The sequence below is a fragment of the Sulfuritalea hydrogenivorans sk43H genome (assembly GCF_000828635.1).
Taxonomy (GTDB): domain Bacteria; phylum Pseudomonadota; class Gammaproteobacteria; order Burkholderiales; family Rhodocyclaceae; genus Sulfuritalea; species Sulfuritalea hydrogenivorans.
The window spans coordinates 3,287,128-3,304,500 of the sequence record NZ_AP012547.1; the positions used below are offsets into that span (position 1 = coordinate 3,287,128).

Sequence of the window (17,373 nt, forward strand, 5' to 3'; positions counted from 1 at the left end):
GCACGATGTCCCGCGAATTCCGTTCAGAAGAAGAGCGCGTAGCCGTCCAGGCCGAGCAGATCAAGGCATTTTTCCGCGAGACCAACGACCAGAACATCGCCGGCGCCCTGGTACTGAGCCTGCTCGTCTACATGGTGCACGACGGCATCCCGGCGTGGACATGGCTGCCGCCGCTGCTTGCCCTGTATCTGGTCACGCTGGTCCGCGCATGGCTGGTCTGGCAGTATCGCCAGTCACCGGGCCGCCGCGACACGGCAGCCTGGGGGCGCGGCCAGGACATCACCGGCGGGCTGGCGGGAATCTGCTGGGGCGTGGCCAATACCGCCATGCTGGCGCACTTGCCCACCGAATCCCAACTGGTGATCCTGACCGTGATCACGGTGGTGGCTTCAAGCAGCGGTTCCGAAGGCTTTTCCTACGTGCCGCCGTCGCGGGCCTTCATCCTCGCTTCGCTCGGCCCGCCGACGATCTGGCTGCTGATCGCCGGCGGCCGCCTGCACGTCGTCCTGGCGCTGATGCTGCTCGTGTTCCTGCCGATGACGATATGGCAGGCACAAAAGCGCAACCGGATATTCATCGAAGCCCAGCAACTGCGCTTTCGCAACGAGGCGCTGGCCAGGGAACTGACGCAGCAGCGCGACATGGCGGAACAGGCCTACCGCACCAAGGCCCGTTTCCTCGCCGCCGCCAGCCATGACCTGCGCCAGCCGATGCAGGCCCTTTCGATCTTTCACGAGCTGCTGCGCCACGAACCGCAGACGCCGCGCGGCGCGGAACTGCTTGCCAGCGCGGAGCAGTCGGCCGAGGCCATGAACAAGCTGCTCAACGCCCTGCTCGACGTATCCAAGCTCGACGCCAATGTCATCAAGGCGGATTCCCGCCCGTTCGCGGTGCAGACCCTGCTGACCGAGATGGCCAACGAATTCCTGCCGATTGCCGAGCGCAAGGGAATCCGGCTGCACGTCATGCCCTGTTCCGCCATCGTCGTCAGCGACCCGACGCTGCTCGGCCAGGCGCTGCGCAACCTGCTGTCGAATGCGATCCGCTATACACCGTCCGGGCGCGTCCTCGTGGGCTGCCGGCGCCGCCGGGGCCGGCTGGTGATCGAAGTGATCGACACCGGCATCGGCATCGCCGGCGACCAGCACTCGGCAATCTTCGGCGAGTTCTACCAGGTCAACAACAAGGCCCGGGAACGCCAGCAGGGCATCGGCCTCGGCCTGTCCATCGTCGAGCGCGTGCTGCGCCTGCTCGACCATCCGCTGACGCTGCGTTCCGAACCGGAACGGGGCTCCTGCTTTGCCGTGTCGGTGCCGCTGGCCGTGGCGGCGGACGGACCGATGCGGGCGCTGCCCGGACCGGAACCGGTCCCTGCCGGCAACAGTCTCAGCGGACGGCGGATACTGATGATCGACGACGAGGAGGCCATCCGCAACGGGATGGGCGCCCTGCTGCAGGACTGGGGGTGCCAGGTAATGACGGCCGGCTCCATCGCGGAGGCACTGGCCCGGATCGATGCCGGCGAATCGACGCTCGATGCGGTCATCTCGGACATGGGCCTGCCGGGCCCCGGCAGCGGCATCGATGCCATCGCCGCGATCCGCGAACGCCACGGCAACCGGCTGCCGGCACTCCTGGTCACCGGCGATACGAGCAAGTCGGCAATGCAGGCCGCCAGGGAGGCCGACCTCATCATGCTGCACAAGCCCATCAAGCCGGCACGACTGCGCGCCGCACTGACCGAAGTCATCGCGGCGAACCGCAACGAACATCAGGGCAGCGAACAGGCGCTATCCTGAGCGCCCGATCATCAGCCGGCCAGCCACGGCTGCAGATTGAGCTCGGCGACGATGCCGGCGAAGATCGCCGCGCCGAACCAGTTGTTGTGGCGGAAGGCGGCGAAGCAGCCTTCGCGATTGCGCTTCCGGATCAGGGTGTAGTGATAGCCCGCCAGCGCGGCGGCGGCGACCAGGCCGGCGTAATACGGGGCGCCGAAATGCAACTGCCAGCCGACCGCCGCCAGGATGCCAAGCGTGGCCGCGTAGCAGAGCATCACCGCCACGACGTCGAAGCGGCCGAAGGTGATGGCGGCCGTGCGGATGCCGATCTTGAGGTCATCCTCGCGATCGACCATGGCGTATTCGGTATCGTAGGCCAGCGCCCAGAAAATGTTGGCGACCAGCATCGTCCAGCCGATCATGCCGACTTCGCCGGTCACGGCGGCGAATGCCATCGGGATGCCGAAGCCGAACGCCACGCCGAGGTAAGCCTGCGGCAGGAAGAAGAAGCGCTTGGTGAAGGGATAGCTGGCAGCAAGGAACAGCGCGATCAGCGCCAGCCACCAGACCTGGCGGAAGATCGGCAGCACCAGCAGGAAGGCGCAGAACGCCAGCACCGCGGCCAGTATCAGCGCCTCGCGGACGGACACCGCGCGCGCCGCCAGCGGCCGGTTCCTGGTGCGCTCAACATGCGGATCGAAATCGCGGTCGGCATAGTCGTTGATCACGCAACCGGCGGAACGCATCAAGAGCGTACCCAGCGCGAAAATCCAGACCAGCAGCCAGTGCGGCCGCCCACTGGTCGCAATCCACAGCGCCCAGAGCGTCGGCCACAGCAGCAGCAGCGTGCCGATCGGCTTGTCCAGCCGCATCAGCTTTTCGTAGAGGTCGAGGCGTTGCCTTAGTTTTATGAGAGATTCGGCGAAGGTCATGCGCCGATTTTACCGGCAGTCGCCGCGGCAGCCCAGCGAGGCATGTCCCTGGGACAAGCCACGGACAAGCGAAAGTCGGCGATATTGTGATCGGCGGGTAAGATCAGGCAATTTCATGAAACGCGCTTCCCGTTTTATTTAAGGATGGCTTAAGACTGGTTGCGCCACCATGGTCCAATGCGCCTTCTGCTTGCCGAAGATGACCAGATGATTGGTGAAAGCGTCCAGCGCGGATTGCGCCAGGACGGCTATGCTGTGGACTGGGTGCGGGATGGCGTTGCCGCCGAGCGCGCCCTGGCGGATCACGGCTACGACCTAGTGCTGCTGGATCTGGGGCTGCCGCGCAAGGACGGCATCCGCCTCCTGGACGATCTGCGCCGCAGGCAAAACCGGGTTCCGGTGTTAGTCCTTACCGCGCGCGATGCAATAAGTGACCGTGTCAGAGGTCTTGACGCCGGTGCCGACGACTACCTCGTCAAGCCCTTCGATTTCGAGGAGCTTTCGGCACGCATTCGTGCATTGATGCGCCGTCAGTCGGGACGGTCCGAACCGGAGGTCCTGATCGGTGACCTGCGGGTAAATCTGGCGAGCCATGAGGTCTTCCTCGCCGGAGCACCGGTGGCCTTGTCGGCACGCGAATTTTCCATTCTCAGTGCGCTCCTCGAACAACCCGGCGTGCCACTTTCCCGTGCTCAGCTGGAGGAAAGCATCTACGGCTGGAACGAAGAGGTGGAGAGCAATGCCGTAGAGGTATATATCCATTCCCTGCGCCGCAAGCTAGGCGCCGAGTGGATCAGGAACCTGCGTGGAGTGGGTTATCTTGTGCCGCGGCAGCCATGACTCCCTCGATACGGCGTCAGCTCATCGTTGCACTGCTCGCCACCATCGCGGTCGCCGTGCTGGCTGCCGCCTACGGCAGCTACAGGCTGGCGCGCGCCGAGGTCGATTCGGTCTTCGACTACCATCTGAAGCAGATCGCACTATCGCTGCGCGACCATGCGCCGCAAAGCGCGGCACAGCTTCCGGCAGTCGATGATCAACTCGACTTCGTCATACAGGTATTTACCCGCGACGGCAGCCGGCTTTACGCCTCGCATCAGCATGCAAGCCTGCCCGGCCCGGCACAGCCAGGCTTTTCCACTGTCGACACGGATGATGGCCGCTGGCGGATCTATGCGATCCAGCTCGCTGACCAGATAGTGCAGGTGGCGCAGCCTACGCGATTGCGCAAGGAAGCTGCGGCGGCGGCGGCATTACGTACCGTGATCCCGTTTTTGGCGCTTCTGCCAGTACTTGGCGCGCTAATCTGGTGGACGGTTGGCATCGGCCTGGCGCAACTCGACCGCATCGCCCGCGAAGTAAAGTCCCGCAGTGCCACGGAGCTCGAACCGCTGAACCTGGACGGCGTGCCGGTCGAGGCACAACCGCTGATCGTGGCGCTCAACGATCTGCTGAAACGACATCGCGTTTCGCTTGACGCGCAGCGAGCCTTCATCGCCGACGCCGCACACGAGATGCGCACGCCGTTGACTGCCCTGCAACTTCAGGCAACGCTGATCGAGCGTGCCGGAAATGATGCCGACCGCATCATCGCCGTTGCCGACCTGAAGCGCGGCCTGATCCGCGCAAGCCATGTCGTGCAGCAACTCCTGACACTGGCACGCGAGGAGCCAGACGGCGACGCCTCGCAAGCGATGACCCGGATCGACCTTGTCGGTCTCGCCAGAATGGCGGTGGCTGACCACCAGGTGCTGGCGGAATCGCGCGGCATCGACCTCGGGCTTGAAAAGAGTGTCGCCAGCGCTCCCGCCAACGGTGATGCCGCAGCCCTGCGGACGCTTATCGCCAATCTGGTGGAAAACGCCATTCGCTATACGCCGGGACCCGGCCGCGTTGACATCGGTGTTGCCATCGAGGACGGCCAGCCGCTGCTCACGGTAACCGACAGTGGTCCGGGCATCCCAGAAGATGAGCGGGAGCGGGTGTTCAATCGCTTCTACCGGCGCGCCGAATCCGCCGAACCAGGAAGCGGGCTGGGACTTGCAATCGTGAAGGTAATTGCCGACCGGCATGACGCCAAGGTAGAGCTGGGCGACTCACTGCTTGGTGGACTGCAGGTCAGCGTGCGCTTCCCTCCGATTTAAGTCAGCCTTAAGTCAGAGCCCCCTAAGCTGCAAACATTGACGTCACGGCGTCGATTTGTTTGCAGGAGGTTTTCGTAATGTCGAAGATGCCAGACGGGGCAACGACGAGACAGCTCGCCGCCGCATTGCCGCGGACAATTTCGACGATGGCCCGAATCGGTCTTTCGGCGCATATTCTGCCGACTGCAGCCACCATGGTCGGCGTCTGCATGACGGTACTCTCGATCGGGCGTCTATCGAGTTCCGGCAGGCTGGGCGTCATCATCGACAAGATGCTGGCCATCGACAGCGTGATTTTCCTCGTCAGCGCTGTGCTCTCTTTCGTCGCCATACGGATTGCAGCCAACACCGACCACATCGAGACCTGGGCAGAAAAACTGTTCCTTCTGGGTCTTTCGCTGTGCGCGGTTGTTGCAGTGGTAATTGCCTTCGCCATCGACCTATGATCGGCCATAGCGAGGAAATCGGAAGCAGGCCATGAGAAGGGAATTCGCCTGGATAGCGATGCCCTTGGTCATGGCCCTGTGCGCTAGCCGGTGCTGGGCGCTCAGCTCGGAGGATCTGGCGCTGGTCGCTTCGGCCGCTGAACGAGGAAGTGCCGCCTCCCAGGTCCTGCTGGCCGTCGCCTGCCTTAATGGTGACGGCGGACTGGCACGCGATCCGGCCAGGGCTGCCTACTGGTTCGAGCAGGCAGCGATCCAGGGCAACGCCTATGCCGAGACAAGGCTGGGCGACCTTTATGAGCAGGGACTCGGAATCCCGCCCAACGCAAAACTGGCCTTTGACTGGCGCATCAAGGCCGCCCTGCGTGGCGAAGTCCCGGCGCAGGTAAAGGTCGGCAGGATGTATCAGGAAGGCATCGGCGTCGGCAAGAACAGCGACCTGGCCGCCCACTGGTTCCGCCGGGCGGCAGCCGAGGGAAGCACTGAGGCGCACTACCTGCTGGACAGGATCAATCGCTACGGTGGCGATGCCGAGGTGGAAAACGCCGCCGCGCGCACATGGTTCGAAAAGGCCGCGCGACAGGGATATGAGAGTGCGGCTCTGCTCCTGAACATGATCAGGAGTATCGGTTACCAGATTGACGAAAGCTGGCACAACCGAGCGCCTGATTTGAAAAAGCTCGCGGAGGATGGCGATCTTGAAGCCGAATATCAACTGGCACGCCATTACGAGAGCGGAACCGGCGGCGCCAGGAAAGATGTCGCGGCGGCGCTTGGCTGGTATCGGCGCGCCGCCGCTGGCGGGCATCCGATGGCGATGACGACGCTGGAGCAGGTTTATGCCGCAAGCCTTGATGGCTTGAGACGGGATCCGGCAGCGTCCGCGCGATCGACCGCCCGGACCAACACCGCCCCGTCCACGCACTCCAACTGACCCGAACCGAGCGCCATGACCGCCAACCTTGTCAAGCAACTGCTGCCCTTCCTCAACTGGCCACGCGTCGACGGCAGGTCCCTGTCGCACGACTTCTTTGCCGGAGTCGCCGTCTCCCTGCTGGCAATTCCGCAATCCCTGGCCTATGCCCAGCTGGCAGGTGTGCCCGCCTATTACGGGCTCTATGCCGCGTTCATTCCGTCGATTGTGGCCGTACTGTTCGGCTCGTCGGCTCTCCTGTCGACAGGCCCGGTGGCAATGACCTCGTTGCTGACGGCCGCCAGCGTAAGCCATATCACGCCACCGGGCACGGCGGAATTCGTCTCCTACGTGACCCTGCTGGCACTGCTTTCGGGACTATTCCAGATCGGCTTCGGCCTGGCCCGCGCCGGAGTACTGCTGAATCTGCTGTCGCACCCCGTGTTGATGGGCTTCATCAACGCCGCCGCGCTGATCATCGCCCTTTCCCAGCTTTCCGCGCTGACCGGCATTGCCGTGCCGCAGACCGACCATTTCCTTGTCGATATCTGGCATGTCCTGTCGAAGCCGGAGGCGCTGCATGGAATGTCCCTGGCATTTGGCCTGTTCGCCATGCTTCTGCTGTATGGCTTCAGGCGCCTGACCCCCCAGCTCCCCGGCGTGCTGATCATGGTCATGATCCTCACCGGACTGAGTTACAGCACCAGCTTCGCCGAGCATGGCGGCAGCGTCGTCGGCGTGATTCCCACTGGATTGCCGAGCATTTCGGCGCCTGCGATGAGCTGGCGCGCGACCATGGCGCTGTTGCCGGCTGCTTTCGTCATCGCCCTGATCAGCTTCATGGAGGCAATGTCGAGCTCCAAGGTGATTGCCCTCAAGACGCGAACCGGCTGGGACGAGAACCAGGAACTGATCGGCCAGGGCCTGGCCAAGGTGGTGGCGGCCTTTTGCCACTCGATGCCGGTCAGCGGTTCGTTTTCCCGTTCGGCACTAAACCTGGCATCAAATGCGAAAACCGGATTTTCGTCGCTGGTGGCCGCCGGATTCGTCCTGATCACGCTGCTGTATTTCACGCCGCTGCTGTACCACCTGCCAAAGCCCGCACTGGCAGCCATGATCGTCCTTGCGGTGGCCAACCTGATCGACCTTTCCGCCTTGCGTCATGCCTGGCAGGCCGGCCGCGACGACGGCATCGCCGCAGCGCTAACCTTTTTCGCCACCCTGGTCTTCGCGCCCAATATCCAGAACGGAATTCTGACCGGAATCATCTTCTCGCTCTGTGCATTCATTTATAGTCGCATGTCGCCACGGGTTGTTCTGCTCGGGCGCCGTGCCGACGGAACGCTGCTTGACGCCGGGCATGACGGCTTGCCCGTGCTGCATCCGAAGATTGCGGCGCTGCGTTTCGACGCGACACTTTTTTTCGCCAATGTCTCATTCTTCGAGGATGCAATCCTGAAGCTGGAGCGAGAGAACCCGCAACTCGAATACATCCTGGTGGCAGCAAGCGGCATCAATCATATCGATGCGTCGGCCATCGAAATGCTGCGCCGACTGGTTCGCCGCCTGCACGAATGCGGGATCACGCTGGCGTTCAGCAACACCAAACGGCAGGTTCTCGACGTTATCGAGCGCACTGGCCTCGCCGCGGAGGTCGGCGAGGCGAACATCTTCGGTTCCGAGGACGCGGCGTTGAACGCGCTGCTATCCCGGCTCGACATGGACAGGGCTAGTGGCGCAGCCGCTTGATGCGGATTTCAACGCGGCGCATTGGCAAATCGTTGCGATCCATGTGTTCATCGCCATAGCTCGTCCCGCGAATCCGGTTGGCGGGGAAACCCAGCGATACCAGATGATGGCTGACGTCATCGACGCGGCGTTGGGCCAGGGCGAGATTGAGTTCGCGGCTTCCCTGGTCATCGGCATAGGCCTCAAGACTGATCCATTTGCCCTCGCCGGATTTCGCATCGGCTGACAGCTGTTCGAGTGTCGGCAGATCTGCCGCCGCAACACTGTCTTCTCCGGGTGAAAATACTATGACGACATCCGGGCTTGGCCGGTCGGCTGCAAGAACCCCGCCGGTTGTCAGCAGCAGACCAAGCCCGGCATTCAACAGGCACCGCACTAAAGGCGACATCAATGGACTGAGGGATAGGCAATGTCGGTCCGGCGGTTTTCCTGCCAGCATTTTTCCTCGTGACACGTGGCCGCAGGCCGCTCCTTGCCGAAGCTGACAGCCTCAATCTGCCTATCGGGAACACCATGCAGGGTCAGCGACTTGCGCACGGCCTCGGCACGCTTCTGACCCAGCGCGAGGTTGTATTCGCTGCTGCCGCGCTCATCCGCATTGCCCTGGAGAGTGATGTGTGACGCCGGATTGTGCGTGAGATAGCTGGCATGAGCGCGGAGCATCTGCTTATACTTTTCGTCCACGATAAAGTTGTCATAGGAGAAATACACGCTGCGTTTGGCCCGATCATCAGCCAGGTCGTTCAGTGCCGGGATCACTGGTTTGGCCGCGGCGGATACCTGCCTTGATTCCGCCGGCTGATCTTGTTTGGGGGCTGGCGAGGTTGCCGCCACCGGAGGTGTCGAGCTGCACCCGGCAAGCAGAACGGGAAGGAAAAGAAAGGCTGGCAGCTTCTGCATCATGGAACTCCTGAGGGTGACCAGCACGGATTGTCGGCAGGGAACACTTAAGAAAGACTTAAAGGGCGTCCGCGGCGACTATCGGGGCGGCGCCTCAACGCGTCCTGCTGCAGCAATTCATGCGCACCGATTGCATCCATGACTCTTAAGTCTGTCTTAAGTATTCGCCACCGACAATTTGCCCAACATCGCTTTCAGAAGCACTGTGACGCAAGAGACATGGTCCTGCGAGCTTGGTGTACAAATCAGACAACGGGGGAGGAGGAGACGCTTCCCTTTGGTGGCTACTCCCTGGCCACCTTTCCAGCGGCTGCAGATCCGCTGCTTTTTATTCCAGGCAAACTGCCGAGAGGTCGGATGGCGAACAGCGCCAGATGACTCCGGGCCATCAGGCCTTGAGCAGTTCCTCGCGGCCACCCAGCCAGCGCTGCAGATGCGCCTCGGCGTGTTGCGGCGCGTCGCGCAGCAGGTCTTCCGCCACGGCGCGCGCCTGCTCCACCAGTGCTTCGTCTTCCAGATCGGCATAGCGCAGCAATGGCAGGCCGCTTTGGCGCGCGCCGATGAATTCGCCGGGGCCGCGCAGGCGCAGGTCCTCGCGGGCGATCTCGAAGCCATCGGTGGACTCGAAAATGACTTTCAGCCGCGCCCGCGCCAGTTCGCCCAGCGGCTGGGCGTAGAGCAGGATGCAGGCCGACTGCACCGCGCCGCGCCCGACGCGGCCGCGCAACTGATGCAGTTGCGCGAGGCCGAAACGCTCGGCGTGTTCGATCACCATCAGGCTGGCGTTGGGTACGTCGACACCGACTTCGATCACGGTGGTCGCCACCAGCACCTGAATCTCGTTGGCGAAGAAAGCGGCCATCACCGCCGCTTTCTCGGCGGCCTTGAGGCGGCCATGGACGAGGCCGACTTTCAGGTCCGGCAGGTCGGCCGCGAGACGGGCATAAGTTTCCTCGGCGGTTTTAAGTTGCAAAACGGCGTTTTCGCTCCGGCCGCTGCGCTTAACGTTAGCCTCCGCCGAAACTCCGTTTTCCTCGATCAGCGGACAGACCCAGTAGGCCTGGCCCCCGGCGCGGCAGGCCTCATGCACCCGCGCCACGACCTGGTCGCGGCGGGCTTCCGATACCAGCTTGGTGGTGACCGGGCTGCGGCCGGGCGGCAGCTCGTCGAGCACCGAGACATCGAGGTCGGCGTAATAGCTCATGGCCAGGGTGCGCGGAATCGGTGTCGCCGACATCGCCAGCTGGTGCGCGAAGAGGCCCTTCTCCTTCAGCGCCAGGCGCTGGCGCACGCCGAAACGGTGCTGCTCGTCGACAATGGCGAGGCCGAGGCGGGCGAACTCGACCTTGTCTTCGATCAGGGCGTGCGTGCCGACAATAATCGCCGTATCGCCAGCGCCGACTTTCGCGATCGCCGCTTCCTTCTCGCGCTTCTTCAGGCTGCCGGTGAGCCAGGCGACTTCGAGGCCGAGCGGTTCGAGCCATGCCGCCAGCTTGCGGTAATGCTGCTCGGCGAGGATTTCCGTCGGCGCCATGAGGGCCGTCTGATAGCCGGCTTCGACCGCGTGCAGCATGGCCAGCGCGGCGACCACGGTCTTGCCGCTGCCGACATCGCCCTGCAACAGGCGCTGCATCGGATGCGGCTGGGCCAGGTCGGCGGCAATCTCGCGCCAGGCGCGTTGCTGCGCCTTGGTCAGGCGGAATGGCAGGGATTTCAGCAAGGCGTCGGTCAGCTTCGCCGTCGGCTTCAGTCGCGGTGCGCCGCGCGCCCGGCGGGCGGTGTAGGCGCGGCGCAGGCTGAGCTGTTGCGCCAGCAGTTCGTCGAACTGCACGCGGCGCCAGGCGGGATGCTCGCGCGATTCCAGCACCGCCTGCGACATCTCCGGCGGCGGCGTGTGCAGCAACCGGATGACGGCGGAAAATTCGGGCAGGTTCAACTTCTCGCGCAGTTCGGGCGCCAGCGTGTCGCCGAGGTCGGCGCGCACCAGCGCCTTTTCGACCAGGCGCCGCAGCGTGGACTGGCCGAGACCGGCCGTGGTCGGATAGACCGGCGTCAGGCGTTCCGGCAGCGGCTCGTCCGCGCCGACGACATGGAAACGGGGATGGATGATTTCCGGGCCGAGATAGCCCTCGTGCAGCTCGCCGAAAATCCGCAGGCGGGCGCCCGGCTGCAAGGCCTTTTGCTGGCTCGGATAAAAGTTCAGGAATCTCAGCAGCAACGCGCCGCTGGCGTCCCTGACCCGCGCCAGCAACTGGCGACGCGGCCGGTAGGCGATCTCGCTGTCGAGGACATCGACTTCGAACTGCGCGGCGACGCCGGGCCGGGCATCGGCGAGCGCCGTGATGCGGGTTTCGTCCTCGTAGCGCAGCGGCAGATGGAGGACGAAGTCGGCGTCGTTCTTCAGGCCCAGCCGGGCCAGCCGTGCCGCCAGCGTGTTGGGGCCGGCGGCGGGTGTTTTAGCCAAGGACGAGCACGGCATCCGCCTCGACCAGGGCGCCGCGCGGCAGTTCCTTGACGCCCACCGCGGCGCGCGCCGGATAGGGCTCGCTGACGTACTTCGCCATGGTTTCGTTCACCTTGGCGAAGTTGGCCAGGTCGGTCAGGTAGATGTTGAACTTCACCGCATCGTTCAGGGTCACCCCGGCGGCGGCGGCGACCGCCTTGAGGTTTTCGAAGACGCGCACGATCTGCGCGTCGATGCCGTCGACCATCGTCATGCTGGCCGGATCGAGGCCGATCTGGCCCGACAGGTAGATCGTGTTGCCGGCCTGCACAGCCTGTGAATAGGTGCCGATCGCGGCGGGGGCGGCGGAAGTGGAAATGATCTTGCGGCTCATGGTCATGGCTTCTCCGGGTCAGACAGGGGCGACTTTGTAATCGAGGCGGGCAAACACATGTTGCAGGCCGCGCCGGGTGTCGAGATTGATGATCAGGGGAGCGTTGAGGTTGGCGCGCACCGGCTGGTTCGGCCCATCCTTGCTCAGCATCACCACCACCACGAGATGGGCGACGGGGTTGGCAATGTCGCGATCGGAGTCGGTGAGCTGAAGGTCGGCGGCCTCCTCGTCCGACAGGGTGATTTCGTGGGCGAAGCCGAACTGCGCCGGGTCGGCGATGTGGAAGGCGAGCTCCGCATCATCCAGCGACTGCAGGATGAAATAGCTTGGATTGTCTCCTTCCGGGTGGAAGAGGGTGAAGCGCTTGCAGTCTTCGAGGCCGACCAGTCCGCGCGGAAACTCGATGATGCGCGACGGTTCCACGACCAGTGTGCCGAAACGCGGGCTTTCAATTTTCATGGCGTTGTCCTCTCCGCTTACTTCTTCATGGTCACCAGCAAGCCGCCGTCAAGCCCCAGTTCCTTCAGCTTGGCGCGGGCGGCACTGGCTTCTTCCCTGGTCGCAAAGGGACCGGCATGCACGCGTGCCTCGATGGTGGAGGGGATGCCGTGGAGCTCCAGCTTCGCGCGCAAATCCTCGGCATTGGCCACGTTGCTGAACACGCCCATCTGCACTGCATACTGGCGTTCGACGGCTTGCGTGAGCGGACGCAAGGGAGCAGCGCGGCGCGGCGCGGCATGCGATTGCGCCAGTTCGCGCGCCGGCTCCGGCCGCGCGGCGGGCGAAACGGCCGGCGGCACCGGTTCGGAGGGCCGAATCGACGCCGGTTTGCTGGTGGCCGGCTTGGTCAAGGGCTTTTCGGGTGGCAGCGGCAGCAGCGGCGGCGCGCCGGGCGAAGCCGTTCCTTCCGGCACCGCTTTTTCTTCGGCTTTGCCGATTTCCGCGGACTCGGGCTTCGTTTCGGCCGCGGGCTCCCCTGGCTTGGCTTCGGCCACGGCAGCGGGTTCCGCGGCGGGAGGTGTTTCCTGCCGGGGTGGCAAGGCAGCCACCTTGGTCGCCACCGGATGGCTTGGCGCGTAGATGGCGTCGAACATCGCCAGGCTGCCCAAGAGGCCCACCACCATCACGGCGGCGATGGCAATGCGATTGAGAAGCCGCCGCTTGAGGGCGTCGTCAGCCGTGGAATCGGTTTCCGGTATCGGTGTGTCGTTCATCGCGTTCCTCGCCTCGTTCTTGACGCTCAAATTCAGATCCGCTGCGTGCCAGCGAAGCCACCAGTTCCGCTTCGCCGATCGAAATGCCGCAGTGACCGGCTATTCCGGCAGCCGGCATGCCTTGCTGGGCCAGCGTCATTGCCTCGTTGTACAGCGGCGACACGTTGCGCGTCGCCTTGAGCAAGGCGATCTCCTCCGCCAGGCGCGCCACTTCCTCGCGCAGCTGCGCGCTTTCGCGCCGCAAGCGCTCGAGTTCGACCTCGGTGTTCGACTTTGCCAATTCGCGGGCAAAATCCGGTTCGGACGCCACCGGCACGGACGGCGGAACCTGCGGCGTCACCCGCGCCTCCTGGGGCGGATAGATTTCCCAACCGGAAAGCCTGCGTTTGGCTTCCCGCTTCTCGCCGTCACGGCGCTTGCCGACCACCTGGAACAGGCGCATCAGGGACAACACCAGATAGACGCCGACCATCGCCGCCAGCACCAGCACGACGTCGCGCCAGCCAATGCCGGTGATGAAGTCGAGGTCCATCATGCGCTGCGCTCCAGGGCCTGGTCGATGTCCCACAGGATGTCATCAAGGGTTTCGAGGCCGACCGAGAGGCGCACCATGTCCGGGGTCACGCCGGAAGCCCGCTGATCCGCCTCGCTCAGCTGCCGATGCGTGGTCGATGCCGGATGGATCACCAGCGTCTTGGCGTCGCCGATGTTGGCCAGATGCGAGCAGAACTGCAGGGCATCGATGAAGCGTTCGCCGGCGGCTTGCCCGCCGCCTTTGGCTCCGGGGTTGCCGCCATCGACGCCGAAGCTCAGTATGGCGCCCGCGCCGCCATGCAGGTAGCGCTGCGCCAGCGCATGGCCGGGGCTGGCGGGCAGCCCGGGGTAATTGACCCAGGCCACCCGCGGATGCTTCTCCAGATGCCGCGCCACGGCCAGGGCGTTTTCGCAATGGCGTTTCATGCGCAAGGGCAGCGTTTCGATGCCCTGCATCAGCAGCCAGGCCGAGAACGGCGACAGCGCCGGGCCGAAGGTGCGCAGGGTTTCCATGCGCGCCTTCATGGTGAAGCCGAAGTTGCCGAAGGTTTCGAAAAACTTGACGCCGTGATAGCCGGCGGAAGGCTCGGTCATGCCCGGGAACTTGCCGTTGCCCCAATCGAATTTGCCGGACTCGATCACCACGCCGCCCAGCGTGGTGCCGTGGCCGCCGAGGAACTTGGTCGCCGAGTGCACGATGATGTCGGCGCCGTGTTCGAACGGCCGGCACAGGCAGGGCGAAGGCACGGTGTTGTCGATGATCAGCGGCACGCCGTGCCCATGGGCGATCTCCGCCACCGCTGCGATGTCGAGCACGTTGAGCCGCGGATTGGCCACCGTTTCGGCAAACAGGCACTTGGTGTTGTCCGACAGCGCGGCACGAAAATTTTCCGGATCGTCGGAATCGACGAACACGGTCTCGATGCCGAGCTTCCTCAGGCTGACGTCGAGCTGCGAGAAACTGCCGCCGTAGAGCGAGCGCGCCGCGACAATGCGGTCGCCGGCCTCGCACAGGGTCAGCAGCGCCACCATCTGCGCCGCGAGGCCCGTGGCGGCCGCGACCGCGGCACGGCCGCCTTCCAGCGCCGCCATGCGTTCCTCGAAGGCGGCGACGGTGGGGTTGCCGATGCGCGAATAGACGTTGCCGAAGGTTTGCAGGTTGAACAGGCTGGCCGCATGTTCCGCCGAATCGAAAACGAAGGAGGTGGTCTGGTGGATCGGCAGCGCCCGCGCGCCTGTCGCCGCGTCCGGCTGGGCACCGGCATGCAGGCAGAGCGTTTCGATACCGTAGGAGCGATCCGTCATGAAATCGTGGTCAGGGCAAATTACATTGATAATAGTGGCCCGGGCAGCCCCCATAAAACGCGATCAGCCCCGCCTTTGACCCCATGTTTCTGCTGAAGAAGCTCCTGACTACCCTGATCCTGCCGCCCGCCGGGCCGATACTGCTGGCCTTCCTCGGCCTCTGGCTGATGCGCTCGCAAAGTCGGCGCTGGCGGAACGGCGGCCTGTGGCTGGCGATCCTGTCGCTCGCCGGCCTGTTGCTGCTTTCCATGCCCATCGTCGGCAAGGCCTTGATGGCGCCGCTGGAACAGTACCCGCCGATCAGCGCCGCGCAGTTGCAGCGGGCGCAGGCCATCGTGATCCTCGGCGGCGGTTCGTATTTTGCGCCCGAGTATGGCGGCGATACGGTGGGCTCCGCCACGCTGGAACGCCTGCGCTACGGCGCCCGGCTGGCGCGCCAATCGCGCCTGCCGCTGCTGGTCACCGGCGGCGCGCCGACGGGTGGGCGGCCCGAGGGCGAACTGATGCGCGACACGCTGGAACAGGACTTCGGCGTGAAGGTGCGCTGGGTCGAAACCGCCTCGCGCGACACCACCGAAAACGCCAGCCTCTCGGCGCCGCTGCTCAAGGCGGCGGGCATCAGCCGCATCGCCCTGGTCAGCAACGGCTGGCATCTGCCGCGGGCGATTCCGCTGTTCGCGAAGCAGGGACTGGAGGTGACGCCGGCGCCGATGGCCTTCATCTCCGGCGAGTCATCGCTGCCGACGGCATTGCTTCCCGGCGGCCTCGGGGCGAGCCGCGAAGCGCTCCACGAATACCTCGGCCAACTCTACAACCGGATCAAGGAAGCAAAATGACCATCCCCCCATCCCCCTGCCCAAGGCAGGGGGCGACCATTGTTCGCGGGCTTTGCCCGCTCCATGTTTCGGCTGTTCCTCCTTGGGGCGGCCCTGCGGAGGAACCATGCAAGACGAACTCGTGATCGGCCTCGTCTCCATCTCCGACCGCGCCTCCAGCGGCGTTTATGAGGACAAGGGCATTCCCGCGCTGCGCGACTGGTTCGGCCAGGCGCTCAGCTCGCCCTGGCGCATGGAAACGCGGTTGATCCCCGATGAACAGGCCGTCATCGAACAGACCCTGATCGAACTCTGCGATTCGGCCGGCTGCCACCTGGTGCTGACCACCGGCGGCACCGGCCCGGCACTGCGCGATGTCACGCCGGAGGCCACACTGGCCGTGGCGCACAAAGTCATGCCCGGCTTCGGCGAGCAGATGCGGCAGATATCGCTGGCCTTCGTGCCGACCGCGATCCTGTCGCGACAGGTTGGGGTGATACGCGGTAAATCGCTGATCCTCAATCTGCCGGGGCAGCCGAAGTCGATCAAGGAGACGCTGGAAGGCGCCAGGGACGCGGAAGGCAGGCAGCTCGTTGCCGGAATCTTCGCCGCGGTGCCCTATTGCCTCGATCTGATCGGCGGGCCCTATGTCGAGACGCACGAGGCGGTGGTCAAGGCCTTCCGGCCGAAATCGGCACTACGCCCGGCAAAATAACGGCACCCGGCTAAGAGCCTATTTCAGTAGGGATCGTACCCCGCGTTGAGACCAGGATCGGATGGATGCAAGGCGCAGTGCGCTTGCCAATGGTTGTTCCATTGGCAAGCGCTGCAACGCCGCAGGCGCCGATCCTGGTCTCAACCCGAAGGGCCGGCTGGCGTTGGGCGCGCTGCCACGTTGTCGGTCGTTTGCAGGGATATACCCTGCGGCGCTCCCTCCGCCTCTCATCGCATCCCAACGCCAACCGGCGCGGGGTACGATCCCTACTGAAATAGGCTCTAAGGGGCAAGCCGCAGGTCTTCGGTGTAGGGCGCGCTTTTCATGTGGAAGGCCACCGGGCCGGTGGGATGGGCGTGCAGGAACTGGACCACGAACGGGGCATCGGAGGCCAGCAGATCCTCCGAGGTGCCTTCGGCCTGCACAATGCCATCGTGAAGCAGGTAGGCATAGTCGACCACCTTCAGCGATTCCGAGACATCGTAGGTGACCACGATCGAGGTTGCCTTCAATGCATCGTTCAAACGCCGGATCAGCAGCGCGATCACGTTGAGCGAGATCGGGTCGAGGCCGGCGAAGGGCTCGTCGTACATGGTCAGCATCGGATCGAGGGCGATGGCGCGGGCGAGTGCCACCCGCCGCGACATGCCGCCCGACAGTTCGTTGGGCATCAGGTGCGTGGTGCCGCGCAAGCCGACCGAATGCAGTTTCATCAGGACCAGGTTATGGATCAACTGGTCCGACAGGTTGGTGAGTTCGCGCATCGGAAAAGCGATGTTGTCGTACACGGAAAGGTCGCTGAACAGGCCGCCGGCCTGGAACATCAGCCCCATGTTGCGACGCATATCGTAGAGGCCGGCCTGGTCGAGTTCGTGCACGACGCGGCCGTCGACCTTGACGCAGCCGCGATCCGGCTTGAGCTGCCCGCCGATCAACCGCAGCAGGGTGCTCTTGCCCGAGCCGCCGACACCGAGGATCGCCACGACCTTGCCGCGTGCAATCTTCATGTTGATGCCGTTGAAAACCTTGTTCTCGCCGAACGAGAAATGGAGATCCTCGATCTCGATCAGGTATTCGGATTCCTGTTCCATGCC

The 17,373-nt window shown here is 64.3% G+C and carries 18 protein-coding genes; 8 read left to right on the forward strand and 10 right to left on the reverse strand.

Annotated features, from left to right (window positions below):
• The first annotated feature begins 5 nt into the window (after nt 1-5).
• A complete protein-coding gene (locus SUTH_RS15665; RefSeq protein ID WP_041100548.1) occupies nt 6-1,799 on the forward strand; it encodes an ATP-binding response regulator in 1,794 nt (597 codons plus the stop codon).
• A gap of 11 nt (nt 1,800-1,810) precedes the next feature.
• Here the strand turns inward: SUTH_RS15665 and ubiA are convergent, their stop codons facing one another.
• Complete coding sequence (ubiA, locus tag SUTH_RS15670) at nt 1,811-2,689, reverse strand: 4-hydroxybenzoate octaprenyltransferase (RefSeq protein ID WP_171817422.1); 879 nt, start codon at nt 2,687-2,689, stop codon at nt 1,811-1,813.
• A 198-nt stretch (nt 2,690-2,887) separates the two neighbouring features.
• Here ubiA and SUTH_RS15675 point away from each other — a divergent pair, with 198 nt between their 5' ends.
• From SUTH_RS15675 to SUTH_RS15695, 5 genes are all read left to right on the forward strand, one after another.
• Complete coding sequence (locus SUTH_RS15675; protein WP_041100552.1) at nt 2,888-3,550, forward strand: response regulator; 663 nt, start codon at nt 2,888-2,890, stop codon at nt 3,548-3,550.
• Nucleotides 3,547-4,854, forward strand: coding sequence for an ATP-binding protein (locus SUTH_RS15680; RefSeq protein WP_041100554.1), 1,308 nt, complete (start codon nt 3,547-3,549; stop codon nt 4,852-4,854). The genes SUTH_RS15675 and SUTH_RS15680 overlap by 4 nt, the downstream gene beginning before the upstream one ends.
• A 77-nt stretch (nt 4,855-4,931) precedes the next feature.
• Complete coding sequence (locus SUTH_RS15685; protein ID WP_197539604.1) at nt 4,932-5,300, forward strand: hypothetical protein; 369 nt, start codon at nt 4,932-4,934, stop codon at nt 5,298-5,300.
• A gap of 31 nt (nt 5,301-5,331) precedes the next feature.
• The gene (locus SUTH_RS15690) at nt 5,332-6,231 is read left to right on the forward strand and encodes a tetratricopeptide repeat protein (protein WP_084207450.1); all 900 of its coding nucleotides are present in this window, start codon (nt 5,332-5,334) and stop codon (nt 6,229-6,231) included.
• Between the two features lie 15 nt (nt 6,232-6,246).
• The gene (locus SUTH_RS15695; protein ID WP_041100559.1) at nt 6,247-7,959 is read left to right on the forward strand and encodes a SulP family inorganic anion transporter; all 1,713 of its coding nucleotides are present in this window, start codon (nt 6,247-6,249) and stop codon (nt 7,957-7,959) included.
• Here the strand turns inward: SUTH_RS15695 and SUTH_RS15700 are convergent.
• The 8 genes from SUTH_RS15700 to SUTH_RS15735 form a co-directional block, all read right to left on the reverse strand.
• The gene (locus SUTH_RS15700) at nt 7,940-8,398 is read right to left on the reverse strand and encodes an OmpA family protein (protein WP_084207451.1); all 459 of its coding nucleotides are present in this window, start codon (nt 8,396-8,398) and stop codon (nt 7,940-7,942) included. The two genes, SUTH_RS15695 and SUTH_RS15700, sit on opposite strands and share 20 nt — an antisense overlap.
• The gene (gene pal, locus SUTH_RS15705) at nt 8,347-8,862 is read right to left on the reverse strand and encodes a peptidoglycan-associated lipoprotein Pal (RefSeq protein ID WP_041100563.1); all 516 of its coding nucleotides are present in this window, start codon (nt 8,860-8,862) and stop codon (nt 8,347-8,349) included. The genes SUTH_RS15700 and pal overlap by 52 nt, the downstream gene beginning before the upstream one ends.
• Before the next feature lie 385 nt (nt 8,863-9,247).
• Nucleotides 9,248-11,338, reverse strand: coding sequence for an ATP-dependent DNA helicase RecG (gene recG, locus SUTH_RS15710; RefSeq protein ID WP_052473704.1), 2,091 nt, complete (start codon nt 11,336-11,338; stop codon nt 9,248-9,250).
• Nucleotides 11,316-11,696, reverse strand: a complete 381-nt coding sequence (locus SUTH_RS15715; RefSeq protein WP_041100567.1) for a Rid family detoxifying hydrolase — start codon at nt 11,694-11,696, stop codon at nt 11,316-11,318. The genes recG and SUTH_RS15715 overlap by 23 nt, the downstream gene beginning before the upstream one ends.
• Nucleotides 11,697-11,714: 18 nt before the next feature.
• Nucleotides 11,715-12,155, reverse strand: a complete 441-nt coding sequence (gene fliW / locus SUTH_RS15720) for a flagellar assembly protein FliW (RefSeq protein ID WP_041100569.1) — start codon at nt 12,153-12,155, stop codon at nt 11,715-11,717.
• Nucleotides 12,156-12,172: 17 nt separating this feature from the next.
• The gene (locus SUTH_RS15725) at nt 12,173-12,910 is read right to left on the reverse strand and encodes an SPOR domain-containing protein (RefSeq protein WP_052473705.1); all 738 of its coding nucleotides are present in this window, start codon (nt 12,908-12,910) and stop codon (nt 12,173-12,175) included.
• Complete coding sequence (locus tag SUTH_RS18670) at nt 12,870-13,445, reverse strand: DUF2802 domain-containing protein (protein WP_084207452.1); 576 nt, start codon at nt 13,443-13,445, stop codon at nt 12,870-12,872. Before SUTH_RS18670 ends, SUTH_RS15725 begins: the two co-directional genes overlap by 41 nt.
• A complete protein-coding gene (locus SUTH_RS15735; protein ID WP_041100571.1) occupies nt 13,442-14,749 on the reverse strand; it encodes an O-acetylhomoserine aminocarboxypropyltransferase/cysteine synthase family protein in 1,308 nt (435 codons plus the stop codon). Before SUTH_RS15735 ends, SUTH_RS18670 begins: the two co-directional genes overlap by 4 nt.
• An 83-nt stretch (nt 14,750-14,832) precedes the next feature.
• Here SUTH_RS15735 and SUTH_RS15740 point away from each other — a divergent pair, with 83 nt between their 5' ends.
• A complete protein-coding gene (locus SUTH_RS15740; RefSeq protein WP_041100573.1) occupies nt 14,833-15,585 on the forward strand; it encodes a YdcF family protein in 753 nt (250 codons plus the stop codon).
• 106 nt (nt 15,586-15,691) lie between these two features.
• Complete coding sequence (gene mog / locus SUTH_RS15745) at nt 15,692-16,279, forward strand: molybdopterin adenylyltransferase (protein ID WP_041100575.1); 588 nt, start codon at nt 15,692-15,694, stop codon at nt 16,277-16,279.
• 281 nt (nt 16,280-16,560) lie between these two features.
• Here the strand turns inward: mog and SUTH_RS15750 are convergent, their stop codons facing one another.
• Nucleotides 16,561-17,370, reverse strand: coding sequence for an ABC transporter ATP-binding protein (locus SUTH_RS15750; RefSeq protein ID WP_041100577.1), 810 nt, complete (start codon nt 17,368-17,370; stop codon nt 16,561-16,563).
• Nucleotides 17,371-17,373 lie beyond the last annotated feature (3 nt).

Excerpts from the sequence above, each read along its gene's own strand:
- recG (WP_052473704.1), bottom strand. The coding sequence starts at position 11,338 with ATGCCGTGCTCGTCCTTGGCTAAAACACCCGCCGCCGGCCCCAACACG.
- SUTH_RS15700 (WP_084207451.1), bottom strand. The coding sequence starts at position 8,398 with ATGCTGGCAGGAAAACCGCCGGACCGACATTGCCTATCCCTCAGTCCA.
- pal (WP_041100563.1), bottom strand. The coding sequence starts at position 8,862 with ATGATGCAGAAGCTGCCAGCCTTTCTTTTCCTTCCCGTTCTGCTTGCC.
- fliW (WP_041100569.1), bottom strand. The coding sequence starts at position 12,155 with ATGAAAATTGAAAGCCCGCGTTTCGGCACACTGGTCGTGGAACCGTCG.
- SUTH_RS15675 (WP_041100552.1), top strand. The coding sequence starts at position 2,888 with ATGCGCCTTCTGCTTGCCGAAGATGACCAGATGATTGGTGAAAGCGTC.
- SUTH_RS15685 (WP_197539604.1), top strand. The coding sequence starts at position 4,932 with ATGTCGAAGATGCCAGACGGGGCAACGACGAGACAGCTCGCCGCCGCA.
- SUTH_RS15725 (WP_052473705.1), bottom strand. The coding sequence starts at position 12,910 with ATGAACGACACACCGATACCGGAAACCGATTCCACGGCTGACGACGCC.
- SUTH_RS15665 (WP_041100548.1), top strand. The coding sequence starts at position 6 with ATGTCCCGCGAATTCCGTTCAGAAGAAGAGCGCGTAGCCGTCCAGGCC.
- mog (WP_041100575.1), top strand. The coding sequence starts at position 15,692 with ATGCAAGACGAACTCGTGATCGGCCTCGTCTCCATCTCCGACCGCGCC.
- SUTH_RS15750 (WP_041100577.1), bottom strand. The coding sequence starts at position 17,370 with ATGGAACAGGAATCCGAATACCTGATCGAGATCGAGGATCTCCATTTC.
- SUTH_RS15695 (WP_041100559.1), top strand. The coding sequence starts at position 6,247 with ATGACCGCCAACCTTGTCAAGCAACTGCTGCCCTTCCTCAACTGGCCA.
- SUTH_RS15735 (WP_041100571.1), bottom strand. The coding sequence starts at position 14,749 with ATGACGGATCGCTCCTACGGTATCGAAACGCTCTGCCTGCATGCCGGT.
- SUTH_RS15740 (WP_041100573.1), top strand. The coding sequence starts at position 14,833 with ATGTTTCTGCTGAAGAAGCTCCTGACTACCCTGATCCTGCCGCCCGCC.
- SUTH_RS15690 (WP_084207450.1), top strand. The coding sequence starts at position 5,332 with ATGAGAAGGGAATTCGCCTGGATAGCGATGCCCTTGGTCATGGCCCTG.
- SUTH_RS18670 (WP_084207452.1), bottom strand. The coding sequence starts at position 13,445 with ATGATGGACCTCGACTTCATCACCGGCATTGGCTGGCGCGACGTCGTG.
- SUTH_RS15680 (WP_041100554.1), top strand. The coding sequence starts at position 3,547 with ATGACTCCCTCGATACGGCGTCAGCTCATCGTTGCACTGCTCGCCACC.
- SUTH_RS15715 (WP_041100567.1), bottom strand. The coding sequence starts at position 11,696 with ATGAGCCGCAAGATCATTTCCACTTCCGCCGCCCCCGCCGCGATCGGC.